Annotated in this window: 15 protein-coding genes; 2 read left to right on the forward strand and 13 right to left on the reverse strand. The window is 60.8% G+C overall.

All coding sequences use genetic code 11. The features are described from left to right. Positions 1 to 181 precede the first annotated feature (181 nt). Complete coding sequence (asnS, locus tag ACYQ2I_RS16555; RefSeq protein WP_460168142.1) at positions 182 to 1,558, reverse strand: asparagine--tRNA ligase; 1,377 nt, start codon at positions 1,556 to 1,558, stop codon at positions 182 to 184. Between the two features lie 66 nt (positions 1,559 to 1,624). Further along, the gene (locus ACYQ2I_RS16560) at positions 1,625 to 2,671 is read right to left on the reverse strand and encodes a thioredoxin-disulfide reductase (RefSeq protein ID WP_460168143.1); all 1,047 of its coding nucleotides are present in this window, start codon (positions 2,669 to 2,671) and stop codon (positions 1,625 to 1,627) included. A gap of 239 nt (positions 2,672 to 2,910) precedes the next feature. Between ACYQ2I_RS16560 and ACYQ2I_RS16565 the strand changes: the two genes are divergently transcribed. After that, positions 2,911 to 4,821 (forward strand): carbon starvation CstA family protein, encoded by a 1,911-nt coding sequence (locus ACYQ2I_RS16565; RefSeq protein ID WP_460168144.1) that lies wholly within the window; start codon positions 2,911 to 2,913, stop codon positions 4,819 to 4,821. A 136-nt stretch (positions 4,822 to 4,957) separates the two neighbouring features. On the opposite strand, the gene sucD is transcribed toward ACYQ2I_RS16565, so the two are convergent. The 11 genes from sucD to ACYQ2I_RS16620 form a co-directional block, all read right to left on the reverse strand. Beyond that, positions 4,958 to 5,830, reverse strand: a complete 873-nt coding sequence (gene sucD / locus ACYQ2I_RS16570; protein WP_460168145.1) for a succinate--CoA ligase subunit alpha — start codon at positions 5,828 to 5,830, stop codon at positions 4,958 to 4,960. Between the two features lie 68 nt (positions 5,831 to 5,898). Continuing rightward, positions 5,899 to 7,083, reverse strand: a complete 1,185-nt coding sequence (gene sucC, locus ACYQ2I_RS16575) for an ADP-forming succinate--CoA ligase subunit beta (RefSeq protein WP_460168146.1) — start codon at positions 7,081 to 7,083, stop codon at positions 5,899 to 5,901. Positions 7,084 to 7,210: 127 nt separating this feature from the next. After that, a complete protein-coding gene (gene polX, locus ACYQ2I_RS16580) occupies positions 7,211 to 8,935 on the reverse strand; it encodes a DNA polymerase/3'-5' exonuclease PolX (RefSeq protein WP_460168147.1) in 1,725 nt (574 codons plus the stop codon). Between the two features lie 98 nt (positions 8,936 to 9,033). Beyond that, complete coding sequence (locus ACYQ2I_RS16585; RefSeq protein WP_460168148.1) at positions 9,034 to 10,026, reverse strand: GTPase; 993 nt, start codon at positions 10,024 to 10,026, stop codon at positions 9,034 to 9,036. A 241-nt stretch (positions 10,027 to 10,267) separates the two neighbouring features. Then, positions 10,268 to 11,182 carry a hypothetical protein gene (locus tag ACYQ2I_RS16590; protein ID WP_460168149.1) on the reverse strand — a complete coding sequence of 305 codons (915 nt, stop codon included), beginning with the start codon at positions 11,180 to 11,182 and terminating at the stop codon, positions 10,268 to 10,270. Between the two features lie 378 nt (positions 11,183 to 11,560). Next, complete coding sequence (locus ACYQ2I_RS16595; protein WP_460168150.1) at positions 11,561 to 12,184, reverse strand: hypothetical protein; 624 nt, start codon at positions 12,182 to 12,184, stop codon at positions 11,561 to 11,563. After that, positions 12,184 to 12,585, reverse strand: a complete 402-nt coding sequence (locus ACYQ2I_RS16600) for a hypothetical protein (RefSeq protein WP_460168151.1) — start codon at positions 12,583 to 12,585, stop codon at positions 12,184 to 12,186. Before ACYQ2I_RS16600 ends, ACYQ2I_RS16595 begins: the two co-directional genes overlap by 1 nt. Continuing rightward, the gene (locus ACYQ2I_RS16605; protein ID WP_460168152.1) at positions 12,582 to 13,982 is read right to left on the reverse strand and encodes a DUF3592 domain-containing protein; all 1,401 of its coding nucleotides are present in this window, start codon (positions 13,980 to 13,982) and stop codon (positions 12,582 to 12,584) included. The genes ACYQ2I_RS16600 and ACYQ2I_RS16605 overlap by 4 nt, the downstream gene beginning before the upstream one ends. Before the next feature lie 66 nt (positions 13,983 to 14,048). Next, the gene (locus ACYQ2I_RS16610) at positions 14,049 to 14,402 is read right to left on the reverse strand and encodes a DNA-directed RNA polymerase subunit alpha C-terminal domain-containing protein (protein ID WP_460168153.1); all 354 of its coding nucleotides are present in this window, start codon (positions 14,400 to 14,402) and stop codon (positions 14,049 to 14,051) included. Positions 14,403 to 14,681: 279 nt separating this feature from the next. After that, positions 14,682 to 15,572: a bifunctional methylenetetrahydrofolate dehydrogenase/methenyltetrahydrofolate cyclohydrolase FolD gene (gene folD / locus ACYQ2I_RS16615; protein ID WP_460168154.1), complete on the reverse strand. Its 891-nt coding sequence runs from the start codon at positions 15,570 to 15,572 to the stop codon at positions 14,682 to 14,684. A gap of 255 nt (positions 15,573 to 15,827) precedes the next feature. Further along, a complete protein-coding gene (locus tag ACYQ2I_RS16620) occupies positions 15,828 to 16,835 on the reverse strand; it encodes a sensor histidine kinase (RefSeq protein WP_460168155.1) in 1,008 nt (335 codons plus the stop codon). A 518-nt stretch (positions 16,836 to 17,353) separates the two neighbouring features. Here ACYQ2I_RS16620 and ACYQ2I_RS16625 point away from each other — a divergent pair. Further along, entirely contained in the window at positions 17,354 to 18,667 is a 1,314-nt protein-coding gene (locus ACYQ2I_RS16625; RefSeq protein WP_460168156.1) for a UDP-glucose dehydrogenase family protein, read from the forward strand. The last annotated feature ends 94 nt before the right edge of the window (positions 18,668 to 18,761 follow it).

The following is an 18,761-nucleotide window of genomic DNA, read 5'->3' on the forward strand; positions in this document are numbered from 1 at the left end:
CGAATGAACGGTTGCAGGCGTCTCGGCGCAACGATCTTCGCGCCGGGGGCCGGTTGTCGAGTCGCGGGTATTATAGTCTGCCGCGACGGCCGTCACACGTTTTCGATCGCTTCGATGCGCGCACTGCGTGCCCGATCACCTTGCCGGCACAGGTCGCCGGGCGCTTTGTTTCTAAGAAGCGTCAGAATTCGGCGTTCCCCGGTGTACGGGGGAAGGGAATTACGTCGCGGATGTTTCCCATGCCGGTGATGAACTGTACGGCCCGCTCGAGCCCCAGGCCGAACCCCGAATGCGGCACCGTGCCGAACCGCCGCAAATCGAGATACCACCAGTAATCGTCACGCTTCAGCCCTTGTTCTTCCATGCGACTTTCGAGAACGTCCAGGCGTTCTTCGCGCTGGCTGCCGCCGATGATTTCACCCACTTGCGGCACGAGCACGTCCATCGCACGCACGGTCTTCTCGTCGTCGTTCAACCGCATGTAAAACGGTTTGATCGTCCGCGGATAATCGAACAGGATGACGGGCTTGCGGAAGTGCTTCTCGGTCAGATACCGTTCATGTTCCGATTGCAGATCGTTTCCCCAAGCAACGGGAAACTCGAACGATTCGCCCGACTTCTCGAGGATCGCGATCGCCTCGGTGTACGGCAGCCTGACGAACTCGCTTTCGACGACGCCTTGCAATGTTTCGACGATGCCCTTGGCGATCCAACGGTCGAAGAACTGCATATCCTCTTCGCATTGGGCGAGGACATCGCCGAGGATGCGTTTGAGGAACCGCTCGGCCAGGTCCATGTTGTCGGCCAACTCGAAGAAGGCCGCCTCGGGCTCGACCATCCAAAACTCGGCGAGATGCCGCGTCGTGTTCGAGTTCTCGGCTCGAAAGGTCGGCCCGAAGGTGTAGACCTTACCCAAAGCGCAGGCGTACGTTTCGGCTTCGAGTTGCCCGCTGACGGTCAAGTACGTGGGCTTGCCGAAGAAGTCCTCCTCGCCTTCGGGAATCGGTTTTCCCGGTTCCAGCGTCGTGACGCGGAACATCGCTCCGGCACCTTCGCAGTCGCTGGCGGTGATGATCGGCGTGTGGACGTAGTAGAATCCTTCCTCTTGAAAGAACTGGTGGATGCTGCGGCACACGGTGTTCCGCACGCGGCAGACGGCGCCGAACGTGTTCGTCCGCGGACGCAGATGCGCGATCGTCCGCAAGAACTCGAACGAGTGTCGCTTCTTCTGGAGCGGAAATTTCTCGGGATCGGCCGTGCCGTAAACATGCACGCGAGAGGCCAGAACCTCGGTCTCCTGGCCCTTGCCGGGCGATTCGCGGACGGTCCCTTCGACGGCCAAACTCGCCCCGGTCGTCAAGTGTTTGATTTCCGATTCGTAGTTTTCGAGCGAGGCTTCGGCGATGATCTGGATATTGCCCAAGCAACTACCGTCGTTCAGCTCCAAGAAGCTGAACCCGCCCTTCGAGTCGCGGCGTGTCCGCAGCCATCCTTGAAGCAATACCTCGCGACCGATCGACTCTTTCTTCCTGGCCTGGGCCACCGAGATCTTTTCCATCGACGCATCTCCCGGATCACGCGGACGGAGCGTTTTCCTGATCACCCCCGAGCCGTCACGGGTGCCTCACTCCCCTTGCGCGGCAAGCCAACGCTCGGCATCGAGCGCGGCCATGCAACCGCTGCCTGCGGCCGTGACCGCCTGGCGGTAGTAGTCGTCGGCCACGTCGCCGGCTGCAAACACGCCTTCGACGCTGGTATTCGAGCGAAAAGGCACAGGGCGGACGATGTAGCCCTTCTCGTCCAGCTCGAGCTTTCCTTTGAGAAAATCGGTATTCGGAGTGTGGCCGATCGCCAAGAAGAACCCGCTGATCTCGACCGTCAAGTCCTCTTCACCGACGGTACTCTTCAGCCGCACACCGGTGACGCCGTTTTCGTCGTCGCCGAGCACCTCGTCGACGATGCGGTTCCAAAGGATCTCGATCTTGGGATGGTCGATCGCCCGCTGGGCCATGATTTTCGACGCCCGCAACTGATCCCGGCGATGGATCATATAGACCTTCGAAGCAAATTTGGCCAGATAGTCGGCTTCTTCGACGGCCGAATCGCCGCCGCCGACCACGGCAACAGGCTTGTTGCGGAACCGCGGCAAGGCCCCGTCACACACGGCACACGCACTGACACCTTTGTTCTTGAAACGTTCTTCGGAGGGCAACCCCAAGTAATTCGCCCGGGCGCCGGTGGCGACGATGACCGCCTTGGCCTCGTAGGTATTGCCGTCGGAAGCCTTCAGTTTGAACGGCCGATTCTCGAAATCGACCTCGACGATGTCTTCGGTAATCACCCGCGTCCCGAAGTTGATCGCCTGCTGCCGCATGAGTTCCATCAATTCGGGGCCGCTGACACCTTCTTTTTGGTGAGGCGGCATTACCATGCGGCGATTTTCGTCGATCGCGTCGTCCAGATAGGCCTCGAGATTCCCTTTCGGAAAACCGGGAAAGTTCTCTACCTCGGTCGTCAATGCAAGCTGTCCCAACGGCAGCGTGCCTTTTTGCTGATTTTCGGGGGTTACGGCCCCCTCGAACACGAGGGGTTCAAGTGCCGCGCGAGCACAATAGATTGCCGCAGTCCAACCGGCCGGTCCGCTGCCGATGATGATCACGTTTTCCGCCACGATGACGTGCTCCTTGTATGTCTTCCACCTGGGGATAGGCAAAGTCGATCCCGGAAAGAGTCATTATAGGGCGAGGACGGGGGCCGTCCACCGATCGGTTGCCGCCGACAACGAATCGGGCTATCGTAAAGGCGCGACGGTCGTTACGATCTTTTTCAAGGTCGCCGAAACCGACCGCCGGAATGCGTTTCGTGTGCGATCCGCTCTGCGACGGGCAACTCCTCACAAAGGGCACTTCTATGACCGAGAACGTGGCACTGGTCGTCGTCGTCGCCATCGCGTGCTTAGGACTGGCTTACCTGACTTACGGACGTTTTCTCGCCCGACGACTGTTCCGATTCGATCCGAATCGTCCCACACCCGCGCACACAATGCAGGACGGCATCGATTACGTACCGACTCGACTGCCCGTCTTGTTCGGCCATCACTTTGCCAGCATCGCCGGACTGGGACCGATTTTGGGTCCGGCGATCGCCGTCATTTGGGGCTGGGTGCCCGCCGTGATTTGGGTCGTGCTCGGATGCATCTTCATCGGCGCCTTGCACGACTTGGGCGCGTTGGCGGTCAGCATGCGTCACGAGGGACGCTCGGTGGGCGAAGTCGCCTGTCACGTCATCAACGGTCGGGCAAGAATCCTCTCGCTGTTGATCATCTTCTTCCTCATGGCGTTGGCCATGGGCGCGTTTTGCAATGCCATCGCAAGCCTGTTCGTCAACTTCAACCCCGACGCGATCATTCCCTCGTTCGGGCTGATCGTGGTGGCGATCGTAGTCGGGGTACTCGTCTATCGATTCAAGGCACCGCTGGGACTCACGACCGGCGTGGCACTACTCGTGTTTGCCGGGCTGATCCTGTGGGGCGTCGAACAACCCGTACCCTCGTACGAATGGTTCTGTTCGCCCGAAACGCGGCAAGCACTGGAAACCGCGAAACACGCTCCGGCCGAAGAAGGCGGCCCGACCTTCGAGAAACCCTACGGTGCCGCGGCCGCGATCGAGTATCTGTCGGCAACGGGCAATACGAAAGCCGTCGACGAGCTGGGCTCGCCGAAAGATGCTCACACGGCGTTGGGAAAAGCCAATCTCGCTTGGATCGTCGGCTTGTTGGTGTACGCCTTCTTTGCCTCGGTCCTGCCGGTGTGGCTGCTGTTGCAACCGCGCGATTACATCAACAGCTTTCAGTTGTACTTCGCGTTGTTGACCCTGTCGGTCGGGTTGGTGATCGCCGCGTTCTTGGGCGCCCCTGAAGTACACATCAACGCCCCGGCGTTTCGTCCGAACGTCACGAACGCCCCGCCGATGTTCCCGATCCTGTTTGTGACGATCGCCTGCGGCGCGGTGAGCGGGTTTCATGCCCTGGTTTCCAGCGGCACGACCGTCAAACAACTCAACCGCGAAACCGACGCCTTACCCATCGGCTACGGCGCGATGCTCGTGGAAGGCGTGCTGGCGATCTTGGTGATTGCCGCGTGCATCGCGGGGCTGGGCGCGACCGCCTGGGGTGAAGGAGGATTGTACGCCGACTGGAAAGCCATCGGCGGCGGCCTGGGCGTCAAGCTGAGTGCGGTCGTGCAAGGCGGTGCCGCGTTCCTTTCGCACGTGGGCATCCCCGTGCGGATCGGAACGACCGTACTCGCCGTCACGATTACCGCGTTTGCCATGACCACACTCGACTCGGCAACACGCCTGTTGCGTTTCAACGTCGAAGAGTTGTGTCGGTCGCTAAAGCTGAACTTCCTGGCCAACCGTTACTTCGGTTCGCTCGCGGCCGTGCTGGCAATCGCCTTTTTCGCTCTCACGCCCAACGGGGCGACTTTGTGGACACTATTCGGCTCGACGAATCAACTCCTCGCCGGATTGACACTGCTTACCGTCAGCTTGTACCTGTACCAGCGCAACCGGCCCGTCATCTACACGATCGCACCGATGGTTTTGATGCTGGTGATGGCCGTTTGGGCGATGAGCCTGAAGCTGGTCGAATTCATCAAGAACGGCGATACGCCGATGATCGTCGTCACCGTAACGGTGATGTTCATCGCCGCATGGTTGGTGATCGAGGCCGTCTTGGCGTTCGGCCGAGGCCGGAACCGCCCGGAACCGGAAGAAGCGGGCTCCGCCGTCGAGCCGGAAGCTGTCGGCACCGACGTGTAGACGCCCGCAGCCCAAATCGCATTTATTGCGGACACGCCGTTGCCCGACTCTTCTTCGGCTTCGATCGACCGATGAGCCGAAGGCGGTGGGCATGATCAAGCGATTATGCGTCGCTTCTCTTCGCGCCGGGAAACTTCTACCGACGCAGCGCCCGTTGCATGGCGGCGCCCATGTCGGCAGGGCTTTCGGCAACCTCGATCCCCGCAGCCTGAAGCGCGGCAATCTTGTCGGCAGCGGTGCCTTTGCCGCCGGTGATGACGGCACCGGCATGCCCCATCCGCTTCCCCGGCGGTGCGGTCCGCCCGGCAATGAAGGCCGCTACCGGCTTGGAAAAGTTTTCCTTGATGAATGCGGCGGCTTCTTCTTCGGCCGTCCCCCCGATTTCGCCGATCATCAGCACGCCTTCGGTTTGCGGATCGTCGGCAAACAACTTCAACAAATCGATGAACGTAGATCCGACGATCGGGTCGCCGCCCAACCCGACGCACGTCGATTGTCCCAGCCCCAAGTTGCTTAGTTGCCACACGGCCTCGTAGGTCAACGTTCCCGATCGGCTGATGACGCCGATGGAACCTTTCTTGTGAATATAGCCCGGCATGATGCCGATTTTGCATTCTTCTGGAGTGATGATGCCCGGACAGTTCGGGCCGATCAAGCGGGCTCCCGCATGTTTCACCTTGCTGATCGCCCTCGCCATATCGAGGACGGGAATCCCTTCGGTAATGGCGACGATCACGCGGATCCCGGCGTCGGCGGCCTCCTCGATCGCATCCGCGGCGAACGGGGGCGGCACGAAGATCATCGTGGCGTCGGCCCCGGTCTTCTCGACGGCCTCGGCCACCGTGTCGAAGACGGGAATACCTTCCATGTCGGTTCCGCCCTTGCCGGGAGTCACGCCGCCGACGATGTTCGTGCCGTATTCTCGGCAATGGCGTGTATGGAACCAACCGGCCTTCCCGGTAATCCCTTGGCAAATGACCTTCGTATTCGCGTCGACAAGAATACTCATGTTCGCCTTCCAAGTCGCTTCGAAGATGGATGGATCGCCCCACCGGCGGCAATGCGTCGAAGTTTCGATCAGCCGGCTGCGGCCACGACCTTTTTCGCGGCGTCGGTGAGGTCGTCGGCGGTGATGATTTCGAGTCCGCTTTTCGCAAGGATTTCCTTACCCTGTTCGACCTCGGTTCCTTCCAGGCGAACGACCAGCGGCACGTGGAAGCCCACCGACTTGTACGCCGCAGTGATCGCCTCGGCAATCGTCGTACAACGCATGATGCCGCCGAAGATGTTCACCAACACGGCCTTGACGTTTTCATCTTCCAACAAGATGCGGAACGCCTCGGTGACCTGGTCGACGTCGGCGCCGCCCCCCACGTCGAGAAAGTTGGCCGGCTCGCCGCCGTGCAACTTGATCAGGTCCATCGTGCTCATGGCCAAACCGGCCCCGTTGACCAGACACCCGATGCTGCCGTCGAGTTTCACGTAGCTGAGACCGGCTTTCTGCGCCCGCACCTCGGCAGGTTCTTCCTCCGCCAAGTCACGCAGTTCCTGCAACTCCGGATGTCGGAACAGCGCGTTGTCGTCAAAATTGATCTTCGCGTCGAGCGCCGACAACTTGCCGTCGGTGGTGACTACCGCCGGATTGATCTCGACCAGGCTGCAATCCTTCTCCAAGAAAAGCCTCGCCAGGGCGGTCATAAACCTCACAGCCGACTTAGCGGCGTCGCCGGTCAGCCCGAGCTTCCAAGCCAGCTTGCGGGCTTGATAAGGCCGCAAACCGACGAAGACGCTGAACGGTTCTTGGATGATCGCCCGGGGATTCTCGGCGGCGACCTTTTCGATCTCCATGCCGCCTTCTTGCGAGGCGATGAACACGGGGCAACCGCGCGACCGATCAACGACGATCCCCAAGTACAATTCGCGTTCGATCCGACAGCCTTCTTCGATCAACAGGCGATTGACGACACGTCCGGCTTCGCCGGTTTGGATCGTCACCAACGTGTTCCCCAGCATGCGGGAAGCGGCCTCTTCCGCCTCGGCGTCGTTCCGAACCAACTGGACACCGTGTTGTTCGGGAATTTCGCGGAAGGTTCCCTTGCCGCGTCCTCCGGCATGGATCTGCGCCTTGACGACGGCGAGTTCGCCGCCCAACTCGACGAAGGCCTCGGCCGCAGCAGTCGGCGAATCGACGACTTTTCCTTGCGGCACGGCGACACCATATTGCCGAAACAATTCCTTCGCTTGGTATTCGTGGATCTTCATGCAAACTCCACCGGCGCAAAATAAAAAACGTGTCGATCGAACGGGGGCAACGCGTTGCAACCGTCCCTCGCGTTGCAATACTCGGCGGTGATTCGCCCCCCAGCCAAGCGACGTCGGCTGCGAATCGTCACCGAGGGTACTTCGGCAACAGCTTCTTGAACTCCCGCCACGACCGCGTGTTGGCGACGTCGTCTTTGGTCAACCCGGCCCGCCGGGCTTGCCGAATTCCGCAGATCATGTGATCCAGCCGATTTATGTTATGTGCGTCTGTCGAAATTGCAATAGGAATGCCGTATTGTTTCGCCGCCGCTAAATGAACATCGTTCAAATCAAGACGTCGCGGATGAGCGTTCAGCTCGAGCAGTTTCTTGTGCTCGGCCGCCGCCGCAAAGACGGCGTCCATATCAATCGCGTACGGATCGCGTTCCAGCAGCAATCGACCGGTCGGATGGGCGATCGCGCAGACTGCCGGATGCGCCAAGGCGTCGACGACCCGCTTCGTGATGCGGTCTCGCGACTGCGATTGCCCGAAATGGACGCTCGCGACCACCCAATCGGCCTGGGCCAACACGTCGTCGGGCAGATCCAACGGGCCGTCTTCCAAGATGTCGACTTCGACACCTTTGAGAACACGAATTCCCTTCACCTTGGCGTTGATTCGGTCGATCTCTTCCCACTGTTTCAGCAGGCGGTCGGCGTCGAGACCGCCCGCGATCGTAACCCGTTTCGAGTGATCGGTAATGGCGATGTACTCGTATCCGTGCGACTTGGCCGCATCGACCATGGCTTCGATCGAATCGGCGCCGTCGCTCCAGTCGGTGTGCATGTGGAGATCGCCGCGAATATCGTCCAGCTCGATGAGTTCCGGCAACGTGCCTTCGGCGGCCCACTCGAATTCGCGGCGTCCTTCCCGCAATTCCGGCGGAATCCACGGCAGATCGAGCGCGGCGTACACGTCGGCCTCCTCGGCCCCGGCGATCCGCTTTTCACCGCGGAACACGCCGTATTCGTTGATCTTCAAGCCGCGATCTTTCGCCATGCCGCGCAAAATGACATTGTGCTCTTTCGAGCCGGTGAAATACTGCAAGGCTGCGCCGAACGACTCGGCGGGTACGACGCGCAAGTCCACTTGAATGCCGTCCACCAGCCGCACGGACATTTTCGTATCACCGCGCAGCAAGACTTCGTCGATGCGCGCATACTCGGCAAAGCGATCCATGACCGCCGCGGGATCGGAGGAATCGACGAGAAAATCGAGGTCGCCGACCGTCTCCCGACAGCGACGATAGCTGCCGGCCGGCTCCAAACGCTCGACGGCCGGACACGATTCCAAATGCGTCAGGATTTCCTGCACGTATTTGTCGGCAAAATACCAAAGCGTGCGTTCATCGGCCGAGGCGGCGATCGCAATGCCTTTGAGGATCGATTCCTCGGTCTTCGCTCCAAACCCTTTGAGCTTGCGAATCTGCCGGCTCCGGCACGCTTCGGCCAATTCGTCGAGCGACGTAATGTTCAATTCTCGAAACAAGACGGCCGCCCGCTTCGGTCCCAATCCCGGCACGCGGAGCATGGCCAGCACGCTTTCGGGGATCTCGGCTTTCAGCTCTTCCAACTGCGGGAGGGAGCCGGTTTCGAGCAGCGTGTGAATCTTTTCGGCAAGATCTTTTCCAATACCGGGCAAATCGGTCAGCGCGCGAACGGGGTCGGCTGCGATGGCTCCGATTTCTTCGGGCAATTCGGCGATCGTGCGAGCGGCATTACGATAGGCCCGCACGCGGAAAGGGTTCTCGCCTCGAAACTCGAGCAAATCGGCAAGTTCCTCGAAGACGGCGGCGATATCGGTGTTCGTCACGTTCGTCGATCCTCATGAGCTTCCGGAGCGTGCCGGTCTCCCACTCCTGCCCAGGCCGCCGGCACGATGTCGCGTGAATTGTATTCGAGCCGAAAAGATCACGCGTGCAGCTCGACGATGTCCTTGTCGTGCAACACGTAGTCGCCCTTGACGATCGTACCGTCGTGCACGGCCTCCCCCCAAACCCGCGCGTATTTCAGGTTCTTGGCGATGTCCTTGTGGACCTGTTCGGCCATGTCGAGCACCGTGCTTCCTCGCGGCAGCGTAAACGGCCGGTCCATGTCGGGCTCTTTGGCCTTGGGCTCTTTCGAATACACGCGGACGACATCGAGCGATTCGTAGATGGCCTTACGTAACGGTTCGAGCCCCGTACCTTCCTTTGCCGAGATGACGAACTCGGGAAACTCGAAATCGGCGACCTCGTGCAACAACTCGAGCCGATCGGCAGCCTCGTCCCCGTCGATCTTGTTGGGCACCAAGAATGTCTTGGTGTACGACAGGCCGACGTCCTCCTCGCTCAGCGACGACGAGGCCGCCAGACGCGTTTTCGTCGTGTTCAATTTCTCGACCACCTCGAGACATTGCTCGATGCCTTCATCGGCCCCCAAATCGACCATCAGCAAGGCCAGGTCGGCACCGCGAATGATGCCGTGCATGAACGATTCCATGAAGTCGCGCGTGATCGGGGGCGTATCGACCAATTGGACGAACACGTCTTCCCAAGGCATCATGCCCGGGGTGGGTAATTTGGTCGTGAACGGATAGGGAGCGACCTCGGGAGTCGCCCGCGTCAACGTCGTGAGCAGCTGACTCTTGCCGGCATTCGGTCCCCCCAGTAAAACGACCGTGCCCGCCCCTTGTCGAGGAATGCGAATCCCGCGGCTGCGCCGTCCCGAGCTCTTTTCGACCTGAAGCGCCTTCTTCGTTTCACTGATCTTGCGTTTCAGGTCGGCTTGAAGATGGTCGGTTCCCTTGTGCTTGGGAATCTCTTGGAGCATGATCTGGAGCCACTTGAGCTCCTCTTCCAGGGTCGCCGCACGACGATACTCCTGTTCGGCCTTGAGATATTGCGCTGTCAGGTTTGCTGGCATGGCGTTCGAATCGCGTCGTCCGTCATCCTAACCCCGGATTAGTCGTGCTCGTGCAAGCCGCCGCTGCTCCCGGCGGGGCTGCTTTCCCGTCTTCATGCAGTCTAGCCGACGCAGGGCGAATCGACTAGTCGCGCGCCCCTGCCCGACGACGTGCGTACACGACAAGAAACGGCAAGCGGCAAGGCCGCTGCAACCTTGCCGCTTCGAGATATCGGTAGAGTCGCACGCGATCGGTGGCGGATCACGGACGGCGAATCTGCACGACCGGCGGTTCGTAGATCTCGGGGGTCTGCTCCGACGGGCCGAAGTAAGGAATCGGGGCTTCGTACGAGGCCTGGCGGAACTGCGGGCCGACCAGCTCCACGCCGGTCTCTTCGGCCTTGGTTCCCTCTTCCTTTTTCGGTTCGGCAGGCTCCTCGACGGAAGGTTTCAGCCGCATGTCGACGTCGCCTGTGCCCTCATACGTCGAAGGGGCGGGAGACGGCGTTCCCGAGGGCAATGCGTTCATCGGCAACGTGGGAACGGTCGATGCCGGATCGCTCACACCGCTCGCGCACGAAGAACACCCCGAACTCGCCGCGAACGAACTTCCGACCACGCCGGCCGTTCCACACGACGTGCACGCGGCCGTGTCGCACGGCGAAGGACAAGCGACGGGACAGCTCGTCGCCACCGGTACGGTCACGACCGGCCGCCGGAAGACATTCCGAATCCGCTCGAACAAGCCGGGACGTTGCTCGACGACGATCGTCGGTGCGCACGTACTACAACTGCTCGTCGAACCGTAGTAGCTGGTGTACGGCGTATAGTAGGTCGTAACCAGCGTCCGCGATCGCCAGAAAGGACGCCACGACCACCGCGACTGCGGACGGTATGCCACGATCTGCACCGGCTGAACCGGAGTATACGTAACCGGGCGATATGCCGTGTAGCTTGTCGCGGGCACGTAGGCCGCCGTATACGGCGTGTAGGCAGCCGTGTACGTCGTACCGGCGACCGGCATGTACGTCGCATACGATGCCGAATAGGTGGTCGCCGAATCCCCGCCGAACAAACGGCTCAAGCACCCTTGCGCCCACGCGTCGCGGCTCTGCCCGATACACGCCGCGAGCACAAGCACCGCGAATCCGCTTCGCACAACCGCGTTCCGCATCATTCCACTCCTCGTCAGGTCGAGTTTCATCGGCACGTCACCGTCGTCGAAAGAAAGGGGTTCGTGGCACTCCGGGGAGCGCACCACGATACATCCCTCGAAAAAGTATAGCCCACCGCCGGGCGACTGTAGCCAAAATTCAACAGATTCCGTCGTTCCGTTTGGGGCAACTTTTCCGGCAAGGCCGACTCTTCCGTCAAATTTGTCCGGTTAGGTCGTCCCGGCAAAATCCGCGAGCAAGTCGCCGCCGCGTCGGCAAGTGTTCGTACGCCCAAACATATTCATTTGTTCACATACCTTTTTTGAGCCGGACGGCACAACGGCGACCGATAACCGGCGTTGAAGCACGCAAACGCGGCGGAAAAGCGATCCGACGCAAGATCATTCGAGCGCGTTTTGCCCCAAACGATGGCGTCGAACTTCGTACAGGTCGTAGAGATCGAACATGATTTCCCGCAGATTGCCGCCGTGACGATCGAACGCGGCATCGACGTCGGCCGGTTCGATCAGATTCGGGGCTTCGTGCGACTGTTGCAGATGCGCGACGATCCGGCGTGCTTGTTCCCGGTCGGGGCGGGTTCGATACAGCACGGGCAATCCCAAAGGGCGGTGGCCGGTCACGAACAAGCCGCACCGCCGCATTCGGGTCCACACTCGAAGCGATCGACGCAGGACGGCCGAAAGCTGCTCGAAACCGTCGACGACCATGACCGCTCCCGGTACGGCCTTCGCAAACGTGCGGCGCGGCAACCGATTCGCAGCCTGATGCAATTCGATGAACACGACCGACTTGTGGCGTTCGGTCAAACGGCGAGCGAACTCGCCGGTAAAGGCCGATTTCCCCGTGCCGTGCGGTCCGACGATCGAACCTCGGCATCGTAGCGCGAAAAAACGCTCGATCAGGCAGTCCAGGTCGACATCCGGCGGCGGTAGATACTCGATCGCGCCCGGACGCACCAACCGGGCAACGAACGGATTCTCGATCGGACCGACTGAATCGGGCATCAACGAACCTTCACTCGCGCCCGGGCCACGCCGCCCAGCCGAAACGGTATCTCGACGAGTTCGTCGCGCCCGTCGGTCAAGAATACTCGAACACGCACGCACCATTGCACGCGCACGATGAGCCCTTCGTAACTCAGCGGACTGGCAGGCAACTCGGTTTCAAACCGCACGGGACGACGCGGATCGATCCAGTCCCCCTGCTCGCTCGACCAGCGTCGAAAATGATGGACGTGCAGGTCCTGGTCTCCCTTGCCGTCGGTGTACCACAACACCGAAAGCTCGACGGCGCGAATTTCGCTGCGGCGTACATCGCGGAGGACGAACTCACCCGAGAGCACATCCCCGGGTTCGTATCGCACCTTGCGACCGTCCAAGCGGATATCGATCGACACGGAACTCATGGCCGCACCTGTGGCGAAACGTCGAGCGAAGCCGAATTGTGAATCTCGTTTGCCGCAGGAAAGGCCGCCTCGCGTCGTACGGCCTGCCGGGTCAACTGCACGCGCACCGGACGCACGATCAGCGGTGCCGCCCGCTCGATCGGCGGCCAGCCGTCCGCCTCGATCCGCACCACCAGCCGCCATCGCACCTCGTTGTGTTCCGATTTGAACGAGTGCATCGCCCGCTCGGGGATTTCGATTTCACACTCGCACTCGTAAGGAACCGCGTTGAGAATCGCGAACTTCTCGTGACGGGCAATCGTCTCACGAAACACGCGCCGCGACTCCCGCCGGGTGTTCGTGCCGTGCTCGAAGGTCGCCTCTTCTTCGCATTCCAGAAACACCTCGAAGCGTTTGACTTGCAGGGCGCCCGCTTGCTTGACGAACACGCGATAGCGTTCACCGGGAAGCAACGGATAGTCCGAGGTTTCCACGATCGTCGGCCCGATACCGACCGTCGAAAAAGCCTGGCGCAGCATCTGCATGATCAGGTACACGCCGACACACAACGCCAGCAGCCAGAACAGCGTCGTTCCCCAACTCCACGTCGCGGTATACCCGAACTGCCAATTGATCAAAAAGGCAACCAGTACGATGCCGTTCCAGAATCCCGCGGCCGCAAGCCAGGGAAGCACGCGCCGCACCGGTGACGCGTTCGTCGGCAGTCGATATGCCAAGCGTTCACCGGGCGTCTCGACTTGGGCGGGGATAGGCGGCACGCCGGGCCAATCGCGGGCATCGCGTCGGCCCTCTCGTTTGCCGATCGGCAAGGGGGTCGGGCGTTCGACGGCCAGCCTTTCAGTCGACTTACCCCAGGTCCACCACATGTAGATCAGGCCGCCGCTGCCGATCAAGAACAGCGAAACCGGCACCAATAACACGGCCCAAAACCACCAGCGATACCCGCGAACGAGAATCACCTCTTCGGGGTTTTCCGGATTGTACCAGCACGGAACGGCACGGCTCTCGTCGATGGGAAACTGAGCCAGCACTTCTTTGATCGCGTCGCGGTCGGTCGTATAACCGTTTCCGCGCACGGTGTGAATGTCGTACGTCCAGCGTTGGAGCACCCGATCGCCCGCGTCGTATTCGATCAGGATTTCGGGCCGATAAAGCAGCATCCCGTCGCGTCGAGTTTGTCCGATCCGTCGATCGAGGACGTGCGCTTCGCCGCGTTCGAAGCGGTTGTTGGCCCGAAACTCGGGCAAGATGAGCATCGACAAGACAGCCCACGAGCCGGCGATTCCCACGACCGTCAGCAACGCGAACAAACCGCCTTCCCAGGCGGCAGCCAACTGTTTCGACGTCGAGCGCCGGTGTCCGCGTTTCTTGGCAAACAGTCGCAGCCTGGGCGCCAAGGCGACACCCTCCGTATCCGGAAAACACGATTGATTTCGAGGCCTTACCGTCGCCGGGCGAACGTGTCACCCGTCGGTAAACTTCTTCGGTCGCAACCGGCGAGCGTGACTGAACTCTTCACGAGTCGGCCGAAAAACGACCCGCATACCGTTTTCGGTCACACCTTTACTGGCGCGGTAGAAACCGATTTTCTCCAGCGCCTCGTACACCTCCTCCAACGTCTTCTGCCCGAAGTTCGCAATACTCAGCAAATCTTTCGGCTCGCGTTGAAGTAACTGCCCGACGGTAACGATCCCTTTTTCTTCCAAACAATTCGTCGTGCGGACGGACAAGTCCATCTCGGCGGTGCTCATGGCGAGCTTCTCTTCGAGTTCTCGCTGATACAACGCCGCCTGACTGACGGGGATACGCGAACCCATCGGTACCCTCCTTGGCAAGACTGGAGACAACACGATACAGCGCAAGACCGGGCGGACGGCCGACCTCGGCTCGCCCCATTGCCCCCGACGCGTTGCCGAACTCACGCCGCAATCCCGTACTTCAAAAGGACATACAGCAATGATCGCAAAAGGATTGCGCCCGCGCACGGCAACCGGCAATATCCCAGCAATATACCAGAAACGCCGGAAAACGGGTAGTAAATTCCGGGCCACCCCCACAACAGGGGACGGAACAGTCGGCGTCTTGCCCGGAAAACATCACCCCCCCAACTTGGCGGCGATCTTGGCCGCTTCCAGCGTGTTCCGCATCAGCATGGTGATCGTCATGGGACCGACGCCGCCGGGAACCGGGGTGATCTTCCCGGCCACCTCGCACGCGGGTTCGAAATCGACATCACCGACCAGCTTCGCCTTGCCGGAAGCCGTCGTCCCCACCCGATTCACCCCGACGTCGATGACGGTGGCGCCCGGCTTGATCATGTCGGCTGTGACGGCCTTCGGCTTGCCGGCCGCTACGATGAGAATGTCGGCACGTCGCGTATGGGCGGCGATATCTTTCGTGCGCGTGTGGCAGACGGTCACCGTCGCATTGCCCCGTTCGCGCTTCTGCATGAGCATGACCGCGACCGGCTTTCCGACGATGTTGCTGCGCCCGACGACGACCACCTCGGCACCCTCCAGAGGCGTTCCCGAGCGAGCGATCAATTCGACGACGCCCGCAGGTGTGCACGGCGGAAACAATTCCTCGCCGATCAACAACCGCCCGACATTCACCGGATGAAACCCGTCGACATCCTTGTTCGGATCGATCGCGTTGAGCACCTTCGATTCGGAAATGTGTTTGGGCAATGGAAGTTGCACCAAGATCCCGTGCACCGCCGGATCGCCGTTCAACCGGTCGATCAGTTCGAGCAATTCGTCTTCGCCGGTGTCGGCGGCCAAATGGTGATGAAACGACGTCATCCCCAACTCGGCGCACGTGCGATTCTTGGCAGTCACATAAGACACGGAGGCCGGATCGTCCCCCACGAGCACGGTCGCCAGGCCGGGGGTGATACCGACTTCGTCTTTGAGCCGGGACACGGCCTCGGCCAGTTCGCTCCGGATTGCCTTGGCAACTTCTTTCCCGCTGATGATTTCAGCCGCCATCGTGTTCCCTTTTTGTTTCCCGAATCCCGAATTTGCGTGCAACGGCAAACCGTCGAAAAGGCGGGGGGACGCGTCGCTCACTCGTTTGTGCGGTCGACGACTCGGACCGCCGGCGAGAGCATACGATCGACCGCTCATTGTAACCGGCCCATTGCAAGCGCGAACACCGCGCGCCGGGCAGTTCCTCAAGATACGATGCGTTTTCGAGGAGAAACCACAGCCCCGCGAGAAACAGCGAAACGCGACTTGCCGCTTTCACGCATACTGCGAAGGCGACGACTCCGACTCGGGGGTGCGATCCGTCTCGCGCAGCGGCAATACGGCGCGAACAATCGTACCGCGCCCCGGTGCGGAGTCGATCTCGGCGTGTCCGCCGAACGAGGCCGCCCGATCGTAGATTCCGACCACGCCGAAATGACCGACGGGCACGTTTCGCGGATCGAAGCCGCGTCCGTCGTCTCTCACTTCGATCACCAGGTCGTCGTTCACCTGCTCCAATCGCACGACGATTTTCGATGCCCGGGCATGCCGAACCGCGTTATTGACGGCCTCTTGCACAATGCGAAAAACGGCGGTCTCCAACGGCAGCGGCAAACGGTGGAAGCGAGTTTCATTCTCAAACTCGAAGGCGATATCCGGATGACGGGCTGCCGTTTCTTGCAAGAAGTTCTCGATCGCAGGCACCGGACCGCCTTCATCCAAAAGCGCCGGTCGCAATCCACGCACCAAACGACGGGCATCGCCGATCGCCTCGCGCAACAACCGTTCGGCTTGGTCGATCAGTTCGATTCCATCCTCACCGTTCTGGACGGACCGGGCTTGCCACGCCTGAAGATTCATCAACGCCGCAGCCGCCTCTTGCACGAAACCGTCGTGGATCTCGTAGGCCAACATCTGCTGTTCTTGTTCGTGCCGATGAATCAACTCGCGGGCCTCACGTCGCGTTGCCACGGACACCGGCTCTTCGTACTTGCCTTCAAGTTCCCTCGGCGCCACGGCCGACGTCTGCGACTGCCCGCCCGACCAATCGCCGACCAGGTACACGACAGGCACCAAGAGAACCATCGCTTCGAGCGACCACGACGCCTGGAAACGACCGGTCCACGTTCCCCAGAAAAGAATCGACTGGCGGACGGCCAAAACGAAGAACGCAAGGGCAGGCGCCCAGTGCACGCCGCCCTGTCTGCTTCGGCGAACGGCTTTGATCGCCGCCCACATCGCGGCAACACAGCCGGCAAAGATCACCGCCGACTCGGGATTCACCGTGTCCGCCTTTCCCCGGCGTGGATCGCCGGACTTGGGGTCAACCTCCTATCCTCCCCTCGTTGCGGCAACGTCAACGGTGCTGTTCGTCGTGAAGCTTTCCGTCTTGAACGGCACGTCGCCTGGTTCCTCTCCGCGGCCGACGCGCCATCCTTATCGTCATTCAAACATGCCACAGAGAAACTCGGTCGCCGACTTTTCACCAGCCGCCCAAAAAATGAGCAAAAACAGCATACAATCGATCGTATTTGCTGCATGTAGCGACTGATAGGCATTCCCTTCTGTCGGCTAGGCATTTTACCCCACTTCAGACAAAAAGCCAATACCACTAAAGTGGCACATGTCTGCTCGGTGGAAAATGGGAAACCGGTCGATTGCCGAATTCTTGGCCGCTTCGACCGGATGCCCCGTGTTCCTATTCGTGTGGTATGTTTCCAAGACGCAGCAGACATCCCCTCCCAAAAGGTGGGGGCAGCTTTTGAAGCCACAAATTCGCCCAGGGGCAAGGAGTTCGGACCGTGAAAATCACGATGGTTGGGACCGGCTACGTGGGGCTGGTGACCGGAACCTGCTTTGCCGAGACGGGAAACGACGTCGTTTGTGTCGATTGCAATGAAGAAAAGATCGACGCGTTGAATCGCGGCGAGGTTCCCATCTACGAACCGGGACTGGAAGAACTCATTCGGCGAAATGCCGAAGAAGGACGCCTGCGATTCACGACCGACTTGGCCGAGGCGGCCGCTTGGGCCGAACTCGTCTTCTTGGCCGTCGGCACGCCGCCGCAAGACGACGGTTCGGTCGACCTCTCCTATCTCCACGCCGCGGTCGATCAAATCGCACCGCATTTGCGAGAAGATGCCGTCGTGGTCGTCAAAAGCACCGTCCCGGTCGGCACGAATGCCGCGGTGACGGCCCGCTTGCGCGAGTTGACGGGGCGTCAGGTCGATGTCGCCAGTAACCCCGAATTTCTCAAAGAAGGCGCCGCCGTCGACGACTTCATGAAGCCCGATCGGGTCGTCATCGGTGCCCGCCGTGATGCCGTGTTCGAGCGTCTGTGGGAGCTTTACCAACCGTACCTGCGGACGGACAAGCCGATCCTGCACATGACGCCCGAAAGCGCCGAGATGACCAAGTACGCCGCCAATGCCATGCTGGCGACGAAGATCAGCTTCATCAACGAGATCGCCGCGATTTGCGAGCGCACCGGTGCCGACATCAACGACGTTCGGCGCGGCATCGGCCACGACAGCCGCATCGGGTTCGCGTTTCTGTTCCCGGGGGCGGGGTACGGCGGAAGTTGCTTCCCGAAAGACGTTCGCGCCTTGGCGGCCGTCGCCCGCTCGCACGATGTGTCGCCGCGCATCCTCGATTCCGTCCACGAGGTCAACGAATACCAAAAGGGAACGCTCTTACGGAAGATTCGAGAACACTTCGGCGGTGCGCTTTCGGACAAGACGATCGCCGTGTGGGGGCTTTCATTCAAGCCCGCCACCGACGATATCCGCGAGGCGCCCTCGCTGGTGTTGATCGACGGATTGCTGAAACACGGCGCGCAGGTCCGCGTGTATGACCCCGAGGCGATGGACAACGTCCGCAAGCTGTACGGCGAGCGGTTGATCTATTGCGACAGCCGCGACGATGCTCTCGAGGGTGCCGACGCCTTGGCCGTGGTCACCGAGTGGAAGCAATTCGTGCAACCCGACTTCGACGTCATCCGCGAGAAAATGAACAGCCCCGTCATCTTCGACGGCCGCAACTTGTACAATCCCAACCGCATGCGATTGCTGGGATTCACGTACTACAGCATCGGCCGGCCGCCGGTGCGACCGTAGCCGACGAATACCGCCTACCACGAAGCAACAACGCCGCGGGGAACGGTTTCCTCGCGGCGTTTCTTTTCGACTCCGAAAGCAATTTCGAACTCGA

Source organism: Thermostilla marina, from assembly GCF_054657455.1.